Genomic DNA, 20,544 nt, shown 5'->3' on the forward strand with positions numbered 1-20,544 from the left:
TTCTGCTGTCTTGCGTTTCCGACTCTATCAGACTCTTTCGTGTCCGACTTCCTCGGTGCTTTCCAGGTTTCCGCTTTCGCGTTTCCCTTTCCGGCGGTTCCGACTCTATCAGAATCTCTTTCCGGTCGTTTCCGACTGGATTTGAATTCCAATGGCCTTCGGGGGGCCTTTCCCTTTCGGGAGAACCAGACTTTATCAGGTTTCCCTGGGTCTGGATTCCCACCCGCCCGCGCGACTCGACCGGACACACATGTGTGCCCGGCTGTTGTGCTGGGGTGGAGACGTAAACGTACTGGAGCGGGGCCCCCGGATGCAAATCCGGTTGCCCCGCTCCGGTGATGTCGCTACGGCGAGGGTCAGACCTCGACGACGACCGGGAGGATCATCGGGCGGCGGCGGTAGCTGTCCGAGACCCACTTGCCCATCGTGCGGCGGATGAGCTGCTGGATCTGGTGCGGCTCGGCCACGCCGTCGGACGCGGCGCGGGCGATGGCTTCCTCGATCTTCGCGATGACCGGGCCGAAGGCCCCGTCGTCGATGCCGGAGCCGCGGGCCTGGATGTTCGGGCCGCTGACGACCTTGCCCGTGGTGCTGTCCACCACGACGTAGACCGAGATGATGCCCTCGTCGCCGAGGATCTTGCGGTCCTTGAGGTGGACCTCGGTGACGTCGCCGACCGAGAGGCCGTCCACGTACACGTAGCCGGCCTGGACCTTGCCGGAGATCCGGGCCTTGCCGTCGATGAGGTCGACGACCACGCCGTCCTCGGCGATGACGATGCGGTCCTTCGGGACGCCCGTCATGGCGCCGAGCTCGGCGTTGGCGCGCAGGTGGCGCCATTCGCCGTGGACCGGCATCAGGTTCCGCGGCTTGCAGATGTTGTAGAAGTACAGGAGCTCGCCCGCCGACGCGTGGCCGGAGACGTGCACCTTGGCGTTGCCCTTGTGCACCACGTTGGCGCCCCAGCGGGTCAGGCCGTTGATCACGCGGTAGACCGCGTTCTCGTTGCCCGGGATCAGGGACGAGGCGAGGATGACCGTGTCGCCGGGGACGATCCGGATCTGGTGGTCGCGGTTCGCCATGCGGGACAGGGCGGCCATCGGCTCGCCCTGGGAACCCGTGCAGACGAGGACGACCTCGTGGGCCGGCAGGTCGTCGAGGGTCTTGACGTCCACGACCAGGCCCGGCGGGACCCTCAGGTAGCCCAGGTCGCGGGCGATGCCCATGTTGCGGACCATCGAGCGGCCGACGAAGGCGACCCGGCGGCCGTACTCGTGGGCGGCGTCGAGGATCTGCTGGATGCGGTGCACGTGGCTGGCGAAGCTGGCCACGATGATCCGGTTGTGGGCGTTCGCGAAGACGTTGCGCAGGACGTTGGAGATCTCGCGCTCGGGCGGTACGAAGCCCGGGACCTCGGCGTTCGTCGAGTCGGAGAGGAGGAGGTCGATGCCCTCCTCGCTCAAACGCGCGAAGGCGTGCAGGTCGGTGAGGCGCTTGTCCAGCGGGAGCTGGTCCATCTTGAAGTCGCCGGTGGCGACGACCATGCCCGCGCCGGTGCGGATCGCGACGGCCAGGGCGTCCGGGATGGAGTGGTTGACCGCGATGAACTCGCAGTCGAAGGGGCCGAGGTTCTCGCGCTCGCCTTCCTTCACCTCGAGGGTGTAGGGGCGGATGCGGTGCTCCTGGAGCTTCGCCTCGATGAGGGCCAGCGTCAGCTTGGAGCCGATCAGCGGGATGTCCGGCTTCTCCCGGAGGAGGTACGGTACGGCGCCGATGTGGTCCTCGTGACCGTGCGTGAGGACGATGCCCTCGATGTCGTCGAGGCGATCCCGGATGGACGTGAAGTCCGGCAGGATCAGGTCGATGCCCGGCTGCTCCTCTTCGGGGAAGAGGACGCCGCAGTCGACGATCAGCAGGCGACCGTCGAACTCGAAGACGGTCATGTTGCGGCCGATCTCGCCGAGGCCGCCCAGGGGGGTGACTCGGAGGCCGCCCTTGGGGAGCTTCGGCGGCGGGCCCAGTTCAGGGTGCGGATGGCTCAAAAGGTTCTCCTTCACCACGCGCGCCACGTACCCCTTGAGGCACGTGGCGCGCATGTCATTCGTGCACTTGCTGTTGTCTGTTGTGGCGTTGCTTATTCAGTTGTGAAGTCTGTTGTCAGAGCTGTACCCCGCCCGCGGCAAGATCGATCTTGAGCTGGGCCGTCTCTTCGGTCGTCAGCTCGATCAGCGGGAGCCGCAGCGGGCCGGCGGGCAGGCCCTGCAGGTTCAGGGCGGCCTTGGTGGTCATCACGCCCTGGGTGCGGAACATGCCGGTGAAGACGGGGAGCAGCTTCTGGTGGATCTCGGCCGCCTTCTGGACGTCACCGGCGAGGTGGGCGTCCAGCATGGCGCGCAGGTCGGGGGTGACCACGTGGCCGACCACGGAGACGAAGCCGACCGCGCCGACCGACAGGAGCGGCAGGTTCAGCATGTCGTCGCCGGAGTACCAGGCCAGGCCGCTCTGCGCGATGGCCCAGCTTGCGCGGCCCAGGTCGCCCTTGGCGTCCTTGTTGGCAACGATACGGGGGTGCTCGGCCAGGCGGACGAGAGTTTCCGTCTCGATCGGGACACCGCTGCGGCCGGGGATGTCGTAGAGCATGACCGGCAGCTCGGTGGCGTCGGCGATCGCCGTGAAGTGCCGGAAGAGGCCCTCCTGCGGCGGCTTGCTGTAGTACGGGGTGACGGCGAGCAGGCCGTGGGCGCCGGTGCGCTCTGCCTGGCGGGCCAGCTCAAGGGTGTGGCGGGTGTCGTTCGTACCGATGCCGGCGACCACGTGGGCGCGGTCTCCGACGGCTTCGAGCACGGCTCGTACGAGGTCGTTTTTCTCCGCGTCGGTGGTGGTCGGGGACTCACCGGTGGTGCCGTTGATGATCAGGCCGTCGTTGCCTGCGTCCACCAAGTGGACGGCGAGCTGCTGCGCGCCGTCGAGGTCGAGTGCGCCATCCGCCGTAAACGGCGTGATCATGGCGGTGAGGACCCGCCCGAAGGGGGTCTGCGGAGTCGAGATCGGAGCCATGGGTAACACGCTACTCGCTGCCACGCTCGCGGTGAGCCCTCGGGGGACGTAACTGGGTGTTGGACGCCGGCACTGCCTGCTCGGGGGTTCAAGCAGTGCCGGGTCCGTTTGATCAGCCTAGATGAACTTTACGAAACGCCGCAATACGGACACTTCGGACTTGACTCAGTACATCTGTACGTGGCGGGCGTAGCGGACCTTACGGGGCAACCCGGCCGTTGCCGTTGAAGGCCGCGTACGTGAGCGGCATGAGCTTCGCCCAGTGCTGCTCCATCTTCTCGCCGACCATCTCGATCTCCCGCTGCGGGAAGGACGGCACGGTCGCGAGCTCGTGCTGCGTGCGCAGGCCGAGGAAGTGCATGAGCGAGCGCGCGTTGCAGGTGGCGTACATCGAGGAGAAGAGACCGACCGGCAGGACCGAGCGGGCGACCTCGCGCGCCACGCCCGCCGCGAGCATCTCCTGGTAGGCCTCGTAGGCCTGCCGGTACGAGTCCTCCATGACCCGGCCGGTCAGCTCCTGCTGGGCCGCGGTGCCCTCGACGAAGACGTACTTGCCCGGGCGGCCCTCCTGGACGAGCTTGCGCTCGGCGTCCGGGACGTAGAAGACGGGCTCCAGCTCCCTGTAGCGGCCGGATTCCTCGTTGTAGGACCAGCCCACGCGGTGACGCATGAACTCCCGGAAGACGAAGATCGGGGCGCTGATGAAGAAGGTCATCGAGTTGTGCTCGAAGGGGCTGCCGTGGCGGTCGCGCATCAGGTAGTTGATGAGGCCCTTGGAGCGCTCCGGGTCCTTCTGCAGCTCTTCCAGCGACTGCTCGCCGGCCGTGGAGACACGGGCGGCCCACAGCACGTCGGAGTCGGCGGCGGAGTGCTTCACCAGCTCCACCGTCACATCACTGCGGAAGCTGGGTTTCAGATCTGAAGCGGCGGTCTCGCTCACCGGGGTCCTTCCAAACGTGCGTTCCTGGGGCGCGCCCACTCTACGACGCCCCTCACGGGTCCTCGCGCAAGCGCAGTCGCGGCTCGGCCACCCGGACAGCTGACGCGTCGACATGAAATTTGGTGAATGTCCCGAAATCCGGCACCGATTGATCGGTTCGTACGTCCTACGTAGGAGAACGCACGCCCACCGATCCCAAGGAGATGCCCCTGATGTTTCGCCGGCGCGAACCCGTCCCGTTCGCCTTCGTCGCCGAGGCCGACCGTTTTCGCAGCAACGTCACTCCGCCGCCGCGCGAGAGTCTGAGCAAGAGCCAGTTGGCCGCCCGTAGTCTGGTCGGTCTGACCGTGGTGGCGGGGCTCGTCGGCTCGCTGCTCTTCGGCATGCCGGCACTGCAACCGAGCAAGGCACCGGAGAAGTCGCAGCAGTCGGAGGCGTCCGAGGGGCGGTAGCCTCACGGGCACAGCCCAACCGAACGTGCATGTGAGTGAGGTCCAGCCGTGCCCCTGCCCTTCCTGACGGCCGACGGCGTGTCCGACGCGGACGACGACGCCGACGCGGTACTGGCCCATGTGGACCACGACCGGTGGCGGCGCCCCTACCGGCCGGGCCCCTGGCGGGTCGCCATCGCCGCGGTGCTGCTCCTGCTGTCCGCCTTCATGCTGCTGGCCACCATGATCGTCGCCTTCGTCGGCGCGGGGGCCGGGGCGCTGGTCTGCCTGGTCGCCGCCCTCGCGGTGGTCGGCTCGGCGCTGCGGATGCTGCAGATGGGCGTCTGGGTGAGCCGTGCGGGGCTGCGCCGGGTGGCGTTCTTCGGGACGCGCTCGCTCGCCTGGAGCGAGATCGTCGAGCTGCGTACGGTCCAGCAGCCGGTGCGCTGGCTCGGGCTGCCGAGGACCGTGCAGGGGCAGGCGTTGACGGCGGCCGGGCGTGACGGCGCGGAGCTGCCGGTGCTGCTGACCGACCACAACGCCGATTTCCTGTCGCGGGCCGAGGCCTTCGACCGCGCCGCCGACATGGTCGCGGCCTGGGCCGATGAGTACCGGCCCGTGACCGCCTGACGTCGTACCCCCGAGGAGCCCGTACAGGTCAGGCCTGTACGGGCTTCTTGTCGTGCAGGGCGATGGCGCGCTGCATGGCCGTGCGGGCCCGCGGGGTGTCACGGGCGTCGCGGTAGGCGACGGCGAGCCGGAACCAGTTGCGCCAGTCCCCCGGCGCGTCCTCGGTCTCGGCCCTGCGGCGCGCGAAGACCTCGTCGGCGGAGTCCCGCAGGATCCGGCCGTACTGGTCCCGTTCCAACTCGTCGACGGGCAGGCCGCCCTCGGCCTCCAGCTCGGTCGCGAGCTGGTTGGCCTTGGTGACGAACTGCGTGTTCTTCCAGAGGAACCAGACGCCGATGACCGGCAGCATGAGCACGGCCACCCCGAAGGTGACGGTGAGCCAGGTGCCGTGCCGGATCAGCATCAGGCCACGGCTGCCGGCCAGGACGAAGTAGACGACCAGGACGGCGGCCGTGAGGAAGTACGTGATCTTCGCGCGCATCGTGAAATCAGTCCGGTCAGCCCAGGTCGAGGAAGTGTTCCAGGCCGAAGGTGAGGCCGGGGGTCTGCGTCACGCGGCGCGCGCCGAGCAGGATGCCCGGCATGAAGCTGCTGTGGTGCAGGGAATCGTGACGGATGGTCAGGGTCTCGCCTTCGCCGCCCAGGAGCACTTCCTGGTGGGCCAGCAGACCCCGCAGGCGTACGGCGTGCACCGGGACGCCGTCGACGTCCGCGCCGCGCGCGCCGTCGAGGGCGGTGGCGGTGGCGTCGGGCTGCGCGCCGAGACCGGCCTCGGCACGCGCGGCGGCGATGAGCTGCGCCGTACGGGTCGCCGTGCCGGAGGGGGCGTCGACCTTGTTCGGGTGGTGCAGCTCGACGACCTCGACGGACTCGAAGTAGCGGGCGGCCTGGGCGGCGAACTTCATGGTGAGGACGGCGCCGATGGAGAAGTTCGGTGCGATGAGCACACCGGTCGCCGGGGAAGCGGCGAGCCAGGTGTTCAGCTGGGCGAGGCGGTCCTCGTTCCATCCGGTGGTGCCGACCACACCGTGGATGCCGTGGCGGATGAGGAAGTCCAGGTTCTCCATCACCGAGGCGGGGGTGGTCAGCTCGACGGCGACCTGGGCGCCGGCCTCGGCCAGCGTCTCCAGTTTGTCGCCGCGGCCGAGGGCGGCCACCAGCTCCATGTCCTCGGCCGCCTCGACCGCCTTGACCGCTTCGGAGCCGATGCGGCCCTGAGCGCCGAGGACCGCCACGCGCAGCTTGCTCATATTCACGTCCTTAAAAGAGCACGGACCTACGTCCGTACGGAATTAGGCGACCGCTTCGTCGAGGCGGGCAGCCTGCTTCTCCTTCAGCGGGCCGATCACCGCGAGTGAGGGCCGCTGGGCCAGTACATCCTGCGCGACCGAGCGGACGTCGTCCGGGGTCACCGCGGCGATGCGGGCCAGCATGTCGTCGACCGACATCTGGTCACCCCAGCACAGCTCGCTCTTGCCGATCCGATTCATGATCGCGCCGGTGTCCTCCAAGCCGAGGACGGTGGAGCCGGAGAGCTGGCCGACGGCCCGCTTGATCTCGTCATCGGCGAGGCCGTCGGAGGCCACCTTGTCGAGCTCCTCGCGGCAGATCCGGAGCACGTCGTGGACCTGGTTGGGGCGACAGCCCGCGTACACGCCGAAGAGGCCGGTGTCGGCGAAGCCCGAGGTGTACGAGTACACGCTGTAGGCCAGGCCGCGCTTCTCCCGTACCTCCTGGAAGAGCCGGGAGGACATGCCGCCGCCCAGGGCCGTGTTCAGCACGCCGAGTGCCCAGCGGCGCTCGTCGGTGCGGGCCAGGCCCGGCATGCCGAGGACCACGTGGGCCTGCTCGGTCTTGCGGTTCACGAGGTCGACGCGGCCCGCGGTGCGGATGCGCTTGGCGCCGGTGCGCGGGCCGATCGGCTCGGCGTCGGTGCGGGTCAGCGCGCCGGCCTTCTCGAAGGCGGCGCGGACCTGGCGGACGACCTTGTTGTGGTCGACGTTGCCGGCGGCCGCCACGACCAGGTGGGTCGGGTCGTAGTGCTTCTTGTAGAAGCGGCGGATCCGGTCGGCGCCGAGTGCGTTGATCGTGTCGACGGTGCCGAGTACGGGGCGGCCCAGCGGCGTGTCCCCGTACATGGTGTGCGCGAACAGGTCGTGGACCATGTCGCCCGGGTCGTCCTCGGTCATCGCGATCTCTTCGAGGATGACCCCGCGCTCGGCGTCGACGTCCTCTTCGCGGATCAGCGAGCCGGTGAGCATGTCGCACACGACGTCGATGGCCAGCGGCAGGTCGGTGTCGAGCACGCGCGCGTAGTAGCAGGTGTACTCCTTCGCCGTGAAGGCGTTCATCTCGCCGCCGACCGCGTCGATGGCGGAGGAGATGTCGAGGGCGCTGCGCTTGTGCGTGCCCTTGAAGAGGAGGTGCTCCAGGTAGTGCGTGCTGCCGGCCAGCGACGGGGTCTCGTCGCGGGAGCCCACGTGAGCCCAGATGCCGAAGGTGGCGGAGCGTACCGACGGCAGCGTCTCGGTGACGACGCGCAGGCCGCCGGGGAGGACGGTGCGCCGGACGGTGCCGATGCCGTTGCTGCCCTTGAGGAGGGTTTGGGTACGGGCGACGGCCCGCCCCTCCGAAGAGGGGCGGGCCGTCACACGGGAACTACGCGACATCACTTGTCGGAGTCGTCCTTGTCAGCGTCGTCGCCGGCAGCCTCGCCGTCGATCACGGGGATCAGGGAGAGCTTGCCGCGCTGGTCGATCTCGGCGATCTCCACCTGGACCTTGGTGCCGACCGCGAGCACGTCCTCGACGTTCTCCACGCGCTTGCCACCGGCGAGCTTGCGGATCTGCGAGATGTGCAGCAGGCCGTCCTTGCCCGGGAGCAGGGACACGAACGCACCGAAGGTGGTGGTCTTGACGACCGTACCCAGGTAGCGCTCGCCGACCTCCGGCATGGTCGGGTTGGCGATGCCGTTGATCGTGGCGCGGGCGGCCTCGGCGGCCGGGCCGTCGGCGGCACCGATGTAGATGGTGCCGTCGTCCTCGATCGTGATCTCGGCGCCGGTGTCCTCCTGGATCTGGTTGATCATCTTGCCCTTGGGGCCGATGACCTCACCGATCTTGTCCACCGGGATCTTGACGGTGATGATCCGCGGGGCGTTGGGGGACATCTCGTCCGGCGTGTCGATCGCTTCCATCATCACGTCGAGGATGTGGAGGCGGGCGTCGCGGGCCTGCTTGAGGGCCGCGGCCAGGACGGAGGCCGGGATGCCGTCCAGCTTGGTGTCCAGCTGGAGGGCGGTGACGAACTCCTTGGTGCCGGCGACCTTGAAGTCCATGTCGCCGAAGGCGTCCTCCGCACCGAGGATGTCGGTGAGGGCGACGTAGTGCGTCTTGCCGTCGATCTCCTGGGAGATCAGGCCCATGGCGATACCGGCGACGGGGGCCTTGAGGGGCACACCGGCGTTCAGCAGCGACATGGTGGAGGCGCAGACCGAGCCCATGGACGTCGAACCGTTGGAGCCGAGGGCCTCGGACACCTGACGGATCGCGTAGGGGAACTCCTCGCGGGTCGGGAGGACCGGCACGATCGCGCGCTCGGCGAGCGCGCCGTGGCCGATCTCGCGGCGCTTCGGCGAACCGACGCGGCCGGTCTCGCCGACGGAGTACGGCGGGAAGTTGTAGTTGTGCATGTAGCGCTTGCGGGTCACCGGGGAGAGGGTGTCCAGCTGCTGCTCCATGCGGAGCATGTTGAGGGTGGTGACGCCCAGGATCTGGGTCTCGCCACGCTCGAACAGCGCCGAGCCGTGCACGCGCGGGATGGCCTCGACCTCGGCGGCGAGGGTACGGATGTCCGTGATCCCGCGGCCGTCGATGCGGACCTTGTCCTTGATGACGCGCTCGCGCACCAGGGCCTTGGTCAGGCTGCGGTAGGCGGCGGAGATCTCCTTCTCGCGACCCTCGAAGGCCGGGAGGAGCTTCTCGGCGGCGATCTCCTTGACGCGGTCCAGCTCGGCCTCGCGGTCCTGCTTGCCCGCGATGGTCAGCGCCTGGGACAGGTCACCCTTGACGGCGGCCGTGAGGGCCTCGTACACGTCGTCCTGGTAGTCCAGGAAGACCGGGAACTCGCCCTCGGGCTTGGCGGCCTTGGAGGCGAGGTCCGACTGGGCCTTGCAGAGGACCTTGATGAACGGCTTCGCGGCCTCGAGGCCCGCGGCGACGATCTCCTCGGTCGGCGCCTCGGCGCCGCCCTTGACGAGGGCGATGGTCTTCTCGGTGGCCTCGGCCTCGACCATCATGATCGCGACGTCGCCGTCCTCCAGGGTGCGGCCCGCGACGACCATGTCGAAGACGGCGTCTTCGAGCTCGGTGTGCGTCGGGAAGGCCACCCACTGGCCGCGGATCAGCGCGACGCGGACGCCGCCGATCGGGCCGGAGAAGGGCAGGCCGGCCAGCTGGGTGGACGCGGACGCGGCGTTGATCGCGACGACGTCATACAGGTGGTCGGGGTTGAGCGCCATGATCGTGGCGACGACCTGGATCTCGTTGCGCAGGCCCTTCTTGAAGGACGGGCGCAGCGGGCGGTCGATCAGGCGACACGTGAGGATCGCGTCCTCGGAGGGGCGACCCTCGCGACGGAAGAACGAGCCGGGGATCTTGCCGGCCGCGTACTGGCGCTCCTCGACGTCCACCGTCAGGGGGAAGAAGTCGAGCTGGTCCTTGGGCTTCTTCGACGCGGTGGTCGCGGAAAGCACCATCGTGTCGTCGTCCAGGTAGGCAACGGCGGAGCCGGCGGCCTGGCGGGCCAGACGGCCCGTCTCGAAGCGGATGGTGCGGGTGCCGAAGGAACCGTTGTCAATGACGGCCTCGGCGTAGTGGGTCTCGTTCTCCACTAGCGTTTTCTCCATTTTCGTCGTCTCCGTCCGCCGCCCGTGTGGCGGTGGACGGTTGCGGAGAAGCGCTCCTGGCCTGGGGGCCGGTCTTCGATCGAAGCACCCGGTTCGGTGCCCGTGGGGCATTCCGGGTGCCACTACCGAGGACCGGCGGCGTAGGGAGGGCGCTCCTCCTCTTCAGTTGTGAGCGTCTTCCTCAGACGCACACGGGCGTCCGTTCCAGACTACAAAGGGTCCGGTCCGGTCCGCACGTACAGCAAAGGGAGCGGCCCCCGGATGTGGGAACCGCTCCCTCCACAACGCCTTACTTGGCGCCGGCCGCACCGCGGCGGATGCCGAGGCGCTCGACCAGCGTACGGAAGCGCTGGATGTCCTTCTTGGCCAGGTACTGCAGCAGGCGGCGACGCTGGCCGACCAGGATCAGCAGACCACGACGGGAGTGGTGGTCGTGCTTGTGGGTCTTGAGGTGCTCGGTCAGGTCCGAGATGCGGCGGGACAGCATCGCGACCTGGACCTCGGGGGAGCCGGTGTCGCCCTCCTTGGCACCAAACTCTGCGATGATCTGCTTCTTCGTAGCGGCGTCGAGCGGCACGCGTACTCCTCGTTTAGGTCTTCGTTGCCACCGAGTGCCCCAGGTCGAATTCTCTGGGGATCTTCCGTAACTCGGGAGGCGGGGTCCGCTGAGCGCAGCTTCCAGAGGATTCCGGGAGCGCGTACACAAACGGCCGTCACACAGCGTACCAGGCTGCCGGGACGCGCCGTCTCAGCTGGTGAGAGAGCGGGCCCGGGAGTAAACGTCCAGCACGGCCAGGGTCAGGGGGACCAGGCTGAGCAGGACCGCCGCCTCGGTGAGGTCGAGCAGCCTTCCCCAGAAGGGTGACAGGCCCTTGCGGGGGATGACAAGCGCAATTCCGGCGAGGAGCGCCGCGCCGGCCGCGACGGCGGCGGTCAGCCAGATCGTACGGATGTCCATGCCGCTGTGGTCCTGCTTGTACAGGGCTTCGATCAGGGCGACCGGCGGGTGCAGGGCCAGGCCCAGGATCAGCAGGGCGACGGCGGCCAGGCCCGCGCCCAGGGCGCACACCACCTGCGAGGTGTAGCGGAAGAGCCGGGCGCGCAGCAGCATGGCGAGGCCGGTGGCGAAGGCCAGCAGGCGGCCCCAGGTGTTGTCGGAGAAACCGAGCACGGCGGCGGAACCGACGGCGATGGCGGCGCAGCCGGCGACGAGGCCGAGCAGCATCTCGTGGCCACGGCGGGCCTGGGCGGCGATCGCCTCGGCGTCGAGCGGGGCGCCCTGCTCGGTGCCCTCGGTGCCGGGGTGGTCACCGTACGGCTCGGTCTCGTAGCGGTCCGGGGTCTCGTAATCCTCGGTGGCGCTCTGCGGGGCGGCGTAGCCGATGGGCAGCCGGGCGACGCGGGCGGAGAGGCTCGGCAGGAAGGCGACGAGGCCGATGGCGACGGGCGCGCAGGCGGCGGCGGTCTGGGTGGCGGAGGCCTCGGTGGCGATGGCGACGAAGGTGGCGAGGGTGCCGGTGGCAGCGACGAAGGTGGCCGCGACGAAGGGGGCGTCCCCGCTGGGGGTGAGCGCGACCAGGGCGACGGAGGCGACCAGGACGCAGACGCAGCCGAGGAGGAACTGGAGGCGCCCGGGGCCCTGGCCGGCGGCCGGGGCGATGATCCCGGAGCCGGCGATCAGCAGGTGCGGGAGGGCGCTGAGGCCGAGCGCGACGGCCGAGCCGCGGTCCCGGTATACCCGGGCGCGGACCCCGGCCACGGCGGTGAGCAGGACACCGACGGCGCCGGCGATGACGCCTGGCAGTCCGTTCATGTCGTGGCGGATCGGGTCGGCGTACCAGAGGACGAAGCCCAGCATGACGAGGAGCACCGCGGCGCCGGCCAGGCCCGCGCCGCGCAGCATGTCGTCGCTCCAGCGGTGCCGGTCGCGGACGACGGCGGAGGCGACGGCGTCGGAGACGTCGTCGAAGACGGCCGGCGGCAGGGATTCCGCGAAGGGGCGCAGGCTGAGCACCTCGCCGTCGAGGACCTGCTGGGCGGCCAGGGTACGCGCGCCGTCGAGGACGGTGCCGGAGCGGCGTACGAGGTGGAAGCCGGTGGGGGCGCCCACGGGCTGGGTCTGGCCGGTGAGGCGCAGCAGCTCCGGATAGACGTCCGCGACGGCGATGTCCTCGGGGAGGGCGACGTCGATACGACTGTCCGGGGCCACGACGGTGACCCTGCAGAAGCCCGTCGTTGCGGCCGTACTCACCTGTGTGACCCCCCTGGTTGACGCCTGCGTCGACGGACGATTCGCGGATGCGCATGCCCGGACAGGACCTAGGCGCGCCACCCTACCGGGCATATGGCGGACTGTCGGCAAGTAGGATCACGGTCGCGCGGAGGAGACCCCCTCCGCGCCCGCGACTTGGGGGCGCCGGTTGCGACGTCCCGTCCGTTTTCGAGGGATTGATGCTCCGGTGAGCCAGATCGTCGTCAAACGCCCGCCGCGGTCCCTGCCGCCCGAAGTCCCTTCGGACGAGCTGAGACTGGAGGCTCCTCCGGAACTGCCGCGCGGTCAGCAAGAGGGCATGCTGATGCAGGTCCTGCCGATGCTCGGCATGGGCTCGTCCGTCGTGTTCTTCTTCATGACGCCGAATCCCATCATGCGGATCATGGGCACGCTGATGCTGGCGTCCACCGTGGGCATGATCATTGCCCAGTTGGTGCGCTACCGGCGCGGTACGCAGGGGCAAATGGCGGATGTCCGCAGGGACTACCTCAAGTACCTGGCGCAGACCCGCCGTCAGGTACGCAGGACCGCGCGGGCGCAGCGTGACGCGCAGTTGTACCTGCACCCGGCTCCCGAGCAGTTGTGGTCGGTGGTGGCCGAGGGTTCGCGGCTGTGGGAGCGCCGGGTCGGCGACCCGGACTTCGGGCAGGCGCGCCTCGGCCTGGGTTCCCAGCGGTTGTCGACGCCCCTGGTGGCTCCGGACACGGCCCCGGTGGACGAGCTGGAGCCGTTGACGGCGGGCGCGATGCAGCGCTTCCTGAAGGTGCACTCCTCGCTGGACGGGCTGCCGGTGGCGGTGTCGATCCGGGCGTTCTACCACGTGACGGTGTCCGGTGAGCCGGAGTCCGCGCGCGGTGCTGCGCGGGCGTTGGTGGCCCAGCTGGCGACGCTGCACTCCCCCGAGGACCTGATGGTGGCCGTGGTGGCCGCGCCGGGTGCGGTGCCCGCGTGGGACTGGACGAAGTGGCTGCCGCACACGCAGGTCCCGGGTCAGGTCGACGGGGCCGGTACGAAGCGTCTGTTCGGCGACGACCTCGCCGAGTTGGAGGGGCTGCTGGGGTCCCGGCTGGACGGGCGGCCGCGGTTCAGCCGCGAGGTGTCCCCGGTGCTGGACCAGCCGCACCTGGTGGTGGTGCTGGACGGCGGCATGGTGCCGCCGGACTCGGTGTTCGCCGCGGCCGAGGGCCTGCAGGGCGTGACCATCGTCGAGGTGGTGCCGGGCGAGCTGGACGAGCTGCGCGGCGGGCTGTCGGTCGTGGTGCGACCGGGCCGGCTGCGGCTGGAGTCGGGGGCGGGCGTGGCCTACGAGGGCGTGCCGGACACCCTGTCGTTGCCGGCGGCGGAGGCCCTGGCCCGGCAGCTGGCGCCGATGCGCACCGGTGGCGGGGACGACGACGAGCCGCTGCTGGCCAACCTGGACTTCACGGACCTCCTGAACCTGGGCGACGCGGCCTCCATCGACGTGGCGCGGACCTGGCGGCCGCGGTCGGCCGGTGAGCGGCTGCGCGTGCCGATCGGTGTCGGCGAGGACGGCGCCCCGGTGATGCTGGACCTCAAGGAGGCCGCGCAGGAGGGCATGGGCCCGCACGGCCTGTGCGTGGGCGCGACCGGTTCCGGCAAGTCGGAGCTGCTGCGCACCCTGGTGCTGGGTCTGGCCGTCACGCACACCTCGGAGACGCTGAACTTCGTACTCGCCGACTTCAAGGGCGGTGCGACCTTCACCGGCATGGGGCAGATGCCGCACGTCGCGGCGGTCATCACCAACTTGGCGGACGACCTCACGCTCGTGGACCGCATGGGCGACTCGATCCGCGGCGAGTTGCAGCGCCGTCAGGAGCTGCTGCGTTCTGCGGGCAACTACGCGAACATCCACGACTACGAGAAGGCCCGCGCGGCCGGTGCCCCGCTGGAGCCGCTGGCCTCGCTGGTGCTGGTCATCGACGAGTTCAGCGAGCTGCTGACCGCGAAGCCCGACTTCATCGACATGTTCATCCAGATCGGCCGCATCGGCCGTTCGCTGGGTGTGCACCTGCTGCTGGCCTCGCAGCGGCTGGAGGAGGGCAAGCTGCGCGGCCTGGACACCTACCTGTCGTACCGGATCGGTCTGCGGACCTTCTCGGCGGCGGAGTCGCGGACCGCGATCGGCGTGCCGGACGCGTACCACCTGCCGTCGGTGCCCGGTTCGGGCTATCTGAAGTTCGGCACGGACGAGATGACCCGCTTCAAGGCGGCGTACGTCTCGGGCACCTACCGCTCGGGCGGCCCGGACCTGTCCGTGGGCCTGTTCCCGGTGGAGCGGCGGCCCGCGCTGTTCACGGCGGCTCCGGTGCCGGTGGTGTACGCGGCCCCGGACCCGGCGTACCTGGCGGCGCAGTCGGCGCGGGAGGACGACGCGCTGGCGGACACGGTGCTGGACGTGATCGTGGGCCGGCTGGAGGGGCAGGGGGTGCCGGCGCACCAGGTGTGGCTGCCGCCGCTCGACCAGGCGCCGCCGCTGGACCAGTTGCTGCCGGCGTTGGCGCCGAGCGCGGAGCGCGGGCTGCACGCGGACGGCTACACGCGGCCCGGCGGGCTCGTCGTACCGCTCGGCCTCATCGACAAGCCGTTCGAGCAGCGGCGCGAGGTGCTGTACCGGGACTTCTCGGGTGCGGCGGGCCACATGATGGTGGTCGGCGGTCCCCAGTCGGGCAAGTCGACGCTGATGCGGACGCTGATCTCCTCGTTCGCGCTCACGCACACCCCGCGCGAGGTGCAGTTCTACGGGCTGGACTTCGGTGGCGGCAGTCTGTCCGCGGTCGCCGAGCTGCCGCACGTGGGCGGGATCGCCTCGCGTCTGGACCCGGAGCGGGTACGGCGCACGGTCGCGGAGGTGGCGGGCATCCTCAACCGCCGCGAGGAGTTCTTCCGTTCCAACAACATCGACTCGATCAGCACCTACCGGCGCCGGCGCGCGGCGGGCGACCTGCCGGGTGAGGCGTGGGGCGACGTGTTCCTCGTCATCGACGGCTGGGGCAACTTCCGGGGCGAGTACGAGGGCCTGGAGCAGGTCGTCAACGACATCGCGGCCCGTGGTCTCGGCTACGGCATCCACGTGGTGATCACCGCGGCGCGGTACATGGAGGTGCGGGCCGCGCTCAAGGACCAGATGCTCAGCCGGCTGGAGCTGCGGCTCGGCGACGTCATGGACTCCGAGTTCGACCGGAAGGTCGCGGCGAACGTCCCGGCGGGGATGCCCGGTCGCGGTCAGGTGGCGGAGAAGCTGCACTTCCTGGGGGCGCTGCCGCGGATCGACGGCTCGCACGAGGCGGGCGACCTGTCGGAGGCCACGGCGGCCTTCGTGGAGGCCGTGAAGCAGAACTGGGCGGGGGCCGCGGCTCCCGGCGTACGGCTGCTGCCGCGGCTGCTCCACGCCGACCAGCTGCCCAAGGGCGGGGAGCACCCCGGCCGCGGGATCGCGATCGGCATCGACGAGACGGACCTGGAGCCGGTGTTCGTCGACTTCGAGTCCGACCCCTTCCTGCTGGTCTTCGGCGAGAGCGAGTCGGGCAAGACGAACCTGCTGCGGCTCATCGCCCAGCAGATCGCGGCCCGCTACACGCCGGACCAGGCCCGCCTGGTCGTGGGCGACTACCGGCGGAGCCTGCTGGGGGCGCTGCCGGAGGAGCACCTGCTGGAGTACGCGCCGATGGCGAGCTCCCTGCAGATGCACATGGAGGCGCTGGGCGGGGTGTTCTCGCGCCGGCAGCCGCCGACCGACGTCACTCCGCAGCAGCTGCGGGACCGCAGCTGGTGGACGGGCCCGGACGTGTTCATCATCATCGACGACTTCGACCTGGTGGCCACGAGTCAGGGCAATCCCCTGGCCCCGCTGGTGGAGTTCCTGCCCTTCGCCCGGGACACGGGCGTGCGCTTCATCATCGCGCGCAACTCGGCGGGTGCCTCGCGGTCGCTGTACGAGCCGTTCATGCAGCGGATCAAGGAGCTGGGCGCGCAGGGCATCGTCCTGTCCGGCGATCCGTCCGAGGGCGACCTGGTCGGCAACGTCCGGCCGCGTCCGATGCCGCCGGGCCGGGCGTACTACGCCTCGCGCAGGCGGGGTACCTCGCTGGTGCAGCTGGGGCGGATGCCGGGGATGTGAGGAAACCGGTCCCCTCGGGCGGCGCAGAGCCGATAATCGGCGGTGAAGACCGCGCCACCGAGGGGAAAGGCCGCACATGGGCACCCAGCAGGAGAAGGACGAGCTGTACGCGCTCGACATCAGCGGCGTGGAGTGGGAGGGCCCGCCCGGGACCAGCCCGGACGAGGAGCGGGTCGAGATCGCCCGGCTGCCCGAGGGCGCGGTGGCCATGCGGTCCTCGCTGGACCGGGACACGGTGCTGCGGTACACGGCGGCCGAGTGGGAGGCCTTCGTACTCGGGGCCAGGGACGGCGAGTTCGACCTGGACCGCCATCACCCCTGAGCGGTCCGGAGACGCCGAAGGGGCGCGCCCGGTGCGGGCGCGCCCCTTCTGGTGTACCGGGCTCAGAAGGCCTCGGTGAACAGGCGCGAGGCCTTCACGTCGGTGGAGCGGTAGTCGTCCTTGCCGCGCTCGATGAGCTGGGCGACCTGCTCCAGCTGGTTCTTCATGTGGTCCGCCTGGCCCTTGTACTTGGCCTGGAGCTGGACGTACGCGGCGTGGGCCTCACCGTCCCAGGTGTCCGTGACGACCTTGAGCGCCTGGTCCATCGCGGCCAGGTCGTCGACGATCTTCTTGGAGACCGTGCGGATGCGGTTGGCCATCTGCTGGACGGACTCGTATGTGACCTTGGTGTGGCCGTCAGTGGCAGCCATGTTCTTCTCCTTAGCGCTGAGCGGGGCTTACCGGAATACGACGTGCGTCAGATGGAGTTGAGGCCCGAGCCGTTGCCACCCGCGTTGGACTGGACGGCGCTGAAGGCCGCACGCACGTCGTCGTCCTGGGCGTTGCTCAGGTTCTTGGTCTGGGCCACCGCGTTGTGCAGCACCCCGAGCAGCCGACGGATCTGGTCGTGGTCCTCGTTGACCACCGTCTGGGCGTTGATGAACCCCTGGGCACCCACACCGGTCCAGCCCGCGCCCACGGTGGCGAGGATGTCGGCCAGCTCGCGGGCCTGGGTGGTGACGGCATCGGCCGTTTCGGAGATCTTGTTCTTGGCCTGGACGATGGGATCGTCTGCAAGTCCGAAATTGTTGCTCATCCGAAGCTCCTCACTTCTCAATTCGCCGGCGCGATCGGCGGATTACGTGGCGGAGCGGACACTTCCAGGGCGGTTTTCAGCCACACGCCCCCGAGATCCCCCTCCGCTTCACGAGAATCCCCCGATCACAGTCGTGAAGCCTGCTGTCACTCTAGCCAGTTCGGCGGACCTGCCCAACACCAGTGGTCCGCTTCTGTTGATGAACCGTGACCGTTCACTGCAAACGGCGTCTGCGGCTCCGCGCCTCGCGCAGGACGGTCGCGGTCCCCGCGATGACGGCGATGAGGACGGCGCCGATGCCCAGAGCGTACGTGCCGAGGCGCTCCTCGCGCTCCTGCGCCGTCTCGGTCAGCGTCAGCTCCGCCGCCTCCGGGGCGGCGGCCGGCGGCGGGCCCGGGTCGGGGACCGGGGCCTTGGGGGCCTCACGGTCCTGGCTGAGGGCGCGCACCGGGTCGACGATGCCCCAACCCACGTAGTCGTCGCGGCCCTTGACGGAGCGTTCGGCGGTGTTCTGGATCTGCCAGACGATCTGCTGCACGGTCCAGTCCTCGTGCTCGGCGCGCAGCAGGGCGGCGACTCCGGCCACGTACGGGGCGGAGAAGCTGGTGCCGTTGTCGAGGCACTGCCCGAAGCCGGGGACGGTGGAGACCATGTCGACACCGGGCGCCGCGACCCCGATGAAGTCGCCGGGCTGGGAGAAGGCGGCCCGCTCGTTGTTGCGGTCCGAGGCGCCGACGGCGAGCACGCCCGGGAAGGCGGCCGGGTAGGTCTTGCGCTTCTCTCCGCTCATGCCGTCGTTGCCGGCGGAGGCCACGACCACGACCTTGGCGTCGATGGCCTTCTGGACCGACTTGCCGAGGTCGGAGTCGGCGGAGAGCGGTACGTCGGTGTCCTGGGAGATGTTGATCACCTGGGCGCCCTTGGCCACGGCGTGGTCGATCGCCTCGCTCAGGGACTTGGCGTTGCCCTTGCCCTGGCCGTCGTTCTGCCGGATCGGGATGATCGTGGCGTCCGGGGCCAGGCCGACGAAGCCGGTGCCCTCGTAGGGGCGGGCCGCGATCAGCCCGGCGACCTTGGTGCCGTGGCCGACCGTGTCGGTCGTGCCGTCGCCGCCCTTGGGGTCGACGAAGTCCCTGCCGGCGCCGGTGTCGAGGGCTCCGGCGAGCTGCGGGTTCGCCCGGTCCACTCCGGTGTCGATGACGGCCACCCGGACGCTGTTGCCCTTCTTGTCCTTGCCCTTGGTCTGCGCCCAGAGCTCGTCGAGGAGCAGGCGCTGCAGGGCCCAGGGACGGTCGGCGATCTGCTTCTTCATGGGGAAGGTGCACTCGCCGGCGCCGTCGAGGTGGAAGGCGTACGGGGGTTGCTGCGCGGCGGTCGCGGGCGCGGCGCCGGCCGCGAGCAGGGCGAGGGCCGTGGTGATCAGCGGCGCGCGGCGCGGGGCGCGGCTGCGGGGCTGGTGAACGGGCGGCTTGGACGGCATGTGCGGCTTCCTCACGAACCCTGCGGCTGACGGGCGGAGTTGGTGTCCAGGCGCGGGCCCTTGGAGAGGAACTCCGACCACGCGATGGGCACCAGGGTCGGGGTCACGTTCCCGTAGCCGAGCCGGATCTGCGCCTGGCTGGCCTCGGGGCGTACGTCCGTGGCGCCCTTCGCCTGCTGGTCGGCTGCGCCGATCTTCGACTTCTCGGCGTCGCTGTCGCCGTTGGCCTGCACGGCGTACCGCAGGCCGGTGTCGGTGACGAGGAAGAGGGAACCGCCGGCCGTCGTCTGCTTGCCCTGGAGCTGCGTGTAGAGCAGTCCGGAACCAGGGGTGACGTAGGAGCTGGTGCCGCTGGCCGTGATGTCGATGGGGAAGGCGGTGCCCGCCCAGGTGCTCAGGGTCTGGTTGCCCTGGGCGTCGACGGAATGCAGGACGTTGCAGACGGTGTCGCGGCCGTTGCCGCCGGAGCCCGCCGGCTGGCCGGCGGTGGCCGGAGCCGTCTGGTTGATCCGGTCGGACTTCTTCTGCGGCCACCTGGTCCCGCCGGCGAACGGGGTCGCGTCGGGGTTCAGGGCCTGGAGGTCGACCTCACGGGCCTTGCCGTGCATGTTGAGGCCGTCGGTGGCGGGGGCGGAGATCAGCAGCCAGGCGACGAACTCGGAGACCGGGGCGACCTTTCCGGGCAGCACCACGTAGTGCTGGGTGCCGGAGCCGGTCTGGGCCTTGAGCACCATGCCGACCTTGTTGTCGGCGGTGACCAGGCCCTTGACGTCTGCGTTGGTTCCGGCCTTGGCGGGCAGTTGCGGGAAGGCAAGGTCGTCGCCGGCGTTGAGGGTGGCCAGCCACTGCTCGGTGACCTGCTGCGGGGAGGCGCCGGTACCGACCAGCGCGTTGGTCATCGTCCCGGCGGCCGGGGTGCCCTCCGGGAACTTGTACTTCGTGCCCGTCCCGTCGACGAGGTAGCGCTCCTTGCCCGGCCCGGTGCTCTGGACGTACAGCACCTGGGTGTCGGTGAGCTTGCGCTCGTCGTCCATGCGGACGGCCTCGCGGTCGGCGAGGACGAAGGTCGCGGTCTGCACGGCCTGGCCGTTGCCGCCGGGCTGCTGGCAGACGGCCCAGCGCTTGCCCTTGCCCGCGTCGTCCTTGGAGGGGAGCCGGTCGGGGGCGTACGGGATGCCGATGATGGGTCCGCGCGGCACCTTGCCGCCGTCGAGGACCTTGTCGGCGACGGTGACGACCTTGCTGGATTTGGCCGGTTCGAGCAGGAGTCGGGCCGAGGCGAGGTTCAGCACCGGGTGCAGCCTGCGCTGCTCCTTGCCGTCCACCTTCGTCGTCAGCACCACGTACCGGGTCGTCGAGTCCTTGCCGACGATGACCTGGACACCGGGCTCGTCCCAGCCCTTGGGGGCCGTCGGCTTGAACATGCCCCACGCGCCGAATCCGGCGATGACCAGCGCCCCCACGATCAACCCCGGCAGGACCGCGCGCAGCGGGCGCGGTGCGCCCTCCTCGGTCCCCGTGGCGGAAGGCTGGAGGAACGCAGCCACCGTGCGCCGCTTCGCAGAGGTGTACGCGTTGAGCTCATCACGTCGTGATGCCATGACCGCCTGC

17 protein-coding genes are annotated in these 20,544 nt (G+C 69.9%); 4 read left to right on the top strand and 13 right to left on the bottom strand.

Translation table 11 applies throughout. The features are described 5' to 3' along the window. Positions 1-356: 356 nt before the first annotated feature. The 3 genes from ACFV9H_RS27775 to thyX form a co-directional block, all read right to left on the bottom strand. A complete protein-coding gene (locus tag ACFV9H_RS27775; protein ID WP_385403351.1) occupies positions 357-2,042 on the bottom strand; it encodes a ribonuclease J in 1,686 nt (561 codons plus the stop codon). Between the two features lie 115 nt (positions 2,043-2,157). Then, the gene (dapA, locus tag ACFV9H_RS27780) at positions 2,158-3,057 is read right to left on the bottom strand and encodes a 4-hydroxy-tetrahydrodipicolinate synthase (protein ID WP_385403267.1); all 900 of its coding nucleotides are present in this window, start codon (positions 3,055-3,057) and stop codon (positions 2,158-2,160) included. Between the two features lie 199 nt (positions 3,058-3,256). Then, positions 3,257-4,111, bottom strand: a complete 855-nt coding sequence (gene thyX, locus ACFV9H_RS27785; RefSeq protein ID WP_385403269.1) for an FAD-dependent thymidylate synthase — start codon at positions 4,109-4,111, stop codon at positions 3,257-3,259. Positions 4,112-4,209: 98 nt separating this feature from the next. On the opposite strand from thyX, the gene ACFV9H_RS27790 reads away from it, so the two are divergent. Both ACFV9H_RS27790 and ACFV9H_RS27795 read left to right on the top strand, forming a co-directional pair. After that, on the top strand, positions 4,210-4,449 hold the full coding sequence (locus ACFV9H_RS27790) for a hypothetical protein (RefSeq protein WP_329378611.1): 240 nt from the start codon (positions 4,210-4,212) through the stop codon (positions 4,447-4,449). Positions 4,450-4,497: 48 nt separating this feature from the next. Further along, the gene (locus tag ACFV9H_RS27795; RefSeq protein ID WP_385403270.1) at positions 4,498-5,058 is read left to right on the top strand and encodes a PH domain-containing protein; all 561 of its coding nucleotides are present in this window, start codon (positions 4,498-4,500) and stop codon (positions 5,056-5,058) included. Positions 5,059-5,086: 28 nt separating this feature from the next. On the opposite strand, the gene ACFV9H_RS27800 is transcribed toward ACFV9H_RS27795, so the two are convergent. The 6 genes from ACFV9H_RS27800 to eccD all read right to left on the bottom strand — a co-directional run bounded on the left by ACFV9H_RS27800 (position 5,087) and on the right by eccD (position 12,215). Further along, on the bottom strand, positions 5,087-5,539 hold the full coding sequence (locus ACFV9H_RS27800; protein ID WP_385403272.1) for a hypothetical protein: 453 nt from the start codon (positions 5,537-5,539) through the stop codon (positions 5,087-5,089). Positions 5,540-5,555: 16 nt separating this feature from the next. After that, the gene (dapB, locus tag ACFV9H_RS27805) at positions 5,556-6,308 is read right to left on the bottom strand and encodes a 4-hydroxy-tetrahydrodipicolinate reductase (protein WP_385403274.1); all 753 of its coding nucleotides are present in this window, start codon (positions 6,306-6,308) and stop codon (positions 5,556-5,558) included. A gap of 42 nt (positions 6,309-6,350) precedes the next feature. Next, entirely contained in the window at positions 6,351-7,730 is a 1,380-nt protein-coding gene (locus tag ACFV9H_RS27810; RefSeq protein WP_385403277.1) for a M16 family metallopeptidase, read from the bottom strand. Continuing rightward, positions 7,727-9,949, bottom strand: a complete 2,223-nt coding sequence (locus tag ACFV9H_RS27815; protein ID WP_385403354.1) for a polyribonucleotide nucleotidyltransferase — start codon at positions 9,947-9,949, stop codon at positions 7,727-7,729. The genes ACFV9H_RS27810 and ACFV9H_RS27815 overlap by 4 nt, the downstream gene beginning before the upstream one ends. A 304-nt stretch (positions 9,950-10,253) precedes the next feature. Continuing rightward, the gene (rpsO, locus tag ACFV9H_RS27820; protein WP_007266917.1) at positions 10,254-10,541 is read right to left on the bottom strand and encodes a 30S ribosomal protein S15; all 288 of its coding nucleotides are present in this window, start codon (positions 10,539-10,541) and stop codon (positions 10,254-10,256) included. Positions 10,542-10,712: 171 nt separating this feature from the next. Then, positions 10,713-12,215: a type VII secretion integral membrane protein EccD gene (gene eccD, locus ACFV9H_RS27825; protein ID WP_385403281.1), complete on the bottom strand. Its 1,503-nt coding sequence runs from the start codon at positions 12,213-12,215 to the stop codon at positions 10,713-10,715. Positions 12,216-12,423: 208 nt separating this feature from the next. Between eccD and eccCa the strand changes: the two genes are divergently transcribed. Continuing rightward, positions 12,424-16,374, top strand: coding sequence for a type VII secretion protein EccCa (eccCa, locus tag ACFV9H_RS27830; protein ID WP_385403283.1), 3,951 nt, complete (start codon positions 12,424-12,426; stop codon positions 16,372-16,374). A 76-nt stretch (positions 16,375-16,450) separates the two neighbouring features. Beyond that, positions 16,451-16,696, top strand: a complete 246-nt coding sequence (locus ACFV9H_RS27835) for a DUF397 domain-containing protein (RefSeq protein ID WP_376659548.1) — start codon at positions 16,451-16,453, stop codon at positions 16,694-16,696. A gap of 62 nt (positions 16,697-16,758) precedes the next feature. Here ACFV9H_RS27835 and ACFV9H_RS27840 read toward each other — a convergent pair whose 3' ends face one another. The 4 genes from ACFV9H_RS27840 to eccB form a co-directional block, all read right to left on the bottom strand. Next, positions 16,759-17,067 (bottom strand): WXG100 family type VII secretion target, encoded by a 309-nt coding sequence (locus ACFV9H_RS27840; protein WP_376659547.1) that lies wholly within the window; start codon positions 17,065-17,067, stop codon positions 16,759-16,761. Positions 17,068-17,114: 47 nt separating this feature from the next. Further along, positions 17,115-17,453 carry a WXG100 family type VII secretion target gene (locus ACFV9H_RS27845; RefSeq protein WP_385403285.1) on the bottom strand — a complete coding sequence of 113 codons (339 nt, stop codon included), beginning with the start codon at positions 17,451-17,453 and terminating at the stop codon, positions 17,115-17,117. A 214-nt stretch (positions 17,454-17,667) separates the two neighbouring features. Further along, positions 17,668-18,933 (bottom strand): type VII secretion-associated serine protease mycosin, encoded by a 1,266-nt coding sequence (mycP, locus tag ACFV9H_RS27850; protein ID WP_385403288.1) that lies wholly within the window; start codon positions 18,931-18,933, stop codon positions 17,668-17,670. Between the two features lie 11 nt (positions 18,934-18,944). Beyond that, the gene (gene eccB, locus ACFV9H_RS27855; RefSeq protein WP_385403291.1) at positions 18,945-20,534 is read right to left on the bottom strand and encodes a type VII secretion protein EccB; all 1,590 of its coding nucleotides are present in this window, start codon (positions 20,532-20,534) and stop codon (positions 18,945-18,947) included. Positions 20,535-20,544: the final 10 nt, after the last annotated feature.

It is taken from the genome of Streptomyces sp. NPDC059874, from assembly GCF_042731135.1.
GTDB lineage: Bacteria > Actinomycetota > Actinomycetes > Streptomycetales > Streptomycetaceae > Streptomyces.

Excerpts from the sequence above, each read along its gene's own strand:
- eccB (WP_385403291.1), bottom strand. The coding sequence starts at position 20,534 with ATGGCATCACGACGTGATGAGCTCAACGCGTACACCTCTGCGAAGCGG.
- mycP (WP_385403288.1), bottom strand. The coding sequence starts at position 18,933 with ATGCCGTCCAAGCCGCCCGTTCACCAGCCCCGCAGCCGCGCCCCGCGC.
- thyX (WP_385403269.1), bottom strand. The coding sequence starts at position 4,111 with ATGTCGACGCGTCAGCTGTCCGGGTGGCCGAGCCGCGACTGCGCTTGC.
- ACFV9H_RS27800 (WP_385403272.1), bottom strand. The coding sequence starts at position 5,539 with ATGCGCGCGAAGATCACGTACTTCCTCACGGCCGCCGTCCTGGTCGTC.
- dapA (WP_385403267.1), bottom strand. The coding sequence starts at position 3,057 with ATGGCTCCGATCTCGACTCCGCAGACCCCCTTCGGGCGGGTCCTCACC.
- ACFV9H_RS27840 (WP_376659547.1), bottom strand. The coding sequence starts at position 17,067 with ATGGCTGCCACTGACGGCCACACCAAGGTCACATACGAGTCCGTCCAG.
- ACFV9H_RS27845 (WP_385403285.1), bottom strand. The coding sequence starts at position 17,453 with ATGAGCAACAATTTCGGACTTGCAGACGATCCCATCGTCCAGGCCAAG.
- ACFV9H_RS27835 (WP_376659548.1), top strand. The coding sequence starts at position 16,451 with ATGGGCACCCAGCAGGAGAAGGACGAGCTGTACGCGCTCGACATCAGC.
- dapB (WP_385403274.1), bottom strand. The coding sequence starts at position 6,308 with ATGAGCAAGCTGCGCGTGGCGGTCCTCGGCGCTCAGGGCCGCATCGGC.
- ACFV9H_RS27790 (WP_329378611.1), top strand. The coding sequence starts at position 4,210 with ATGTTTCGCCGGCGCGAACCCGTCCCGTTCGCCTTCGTCGCCGAGGCC.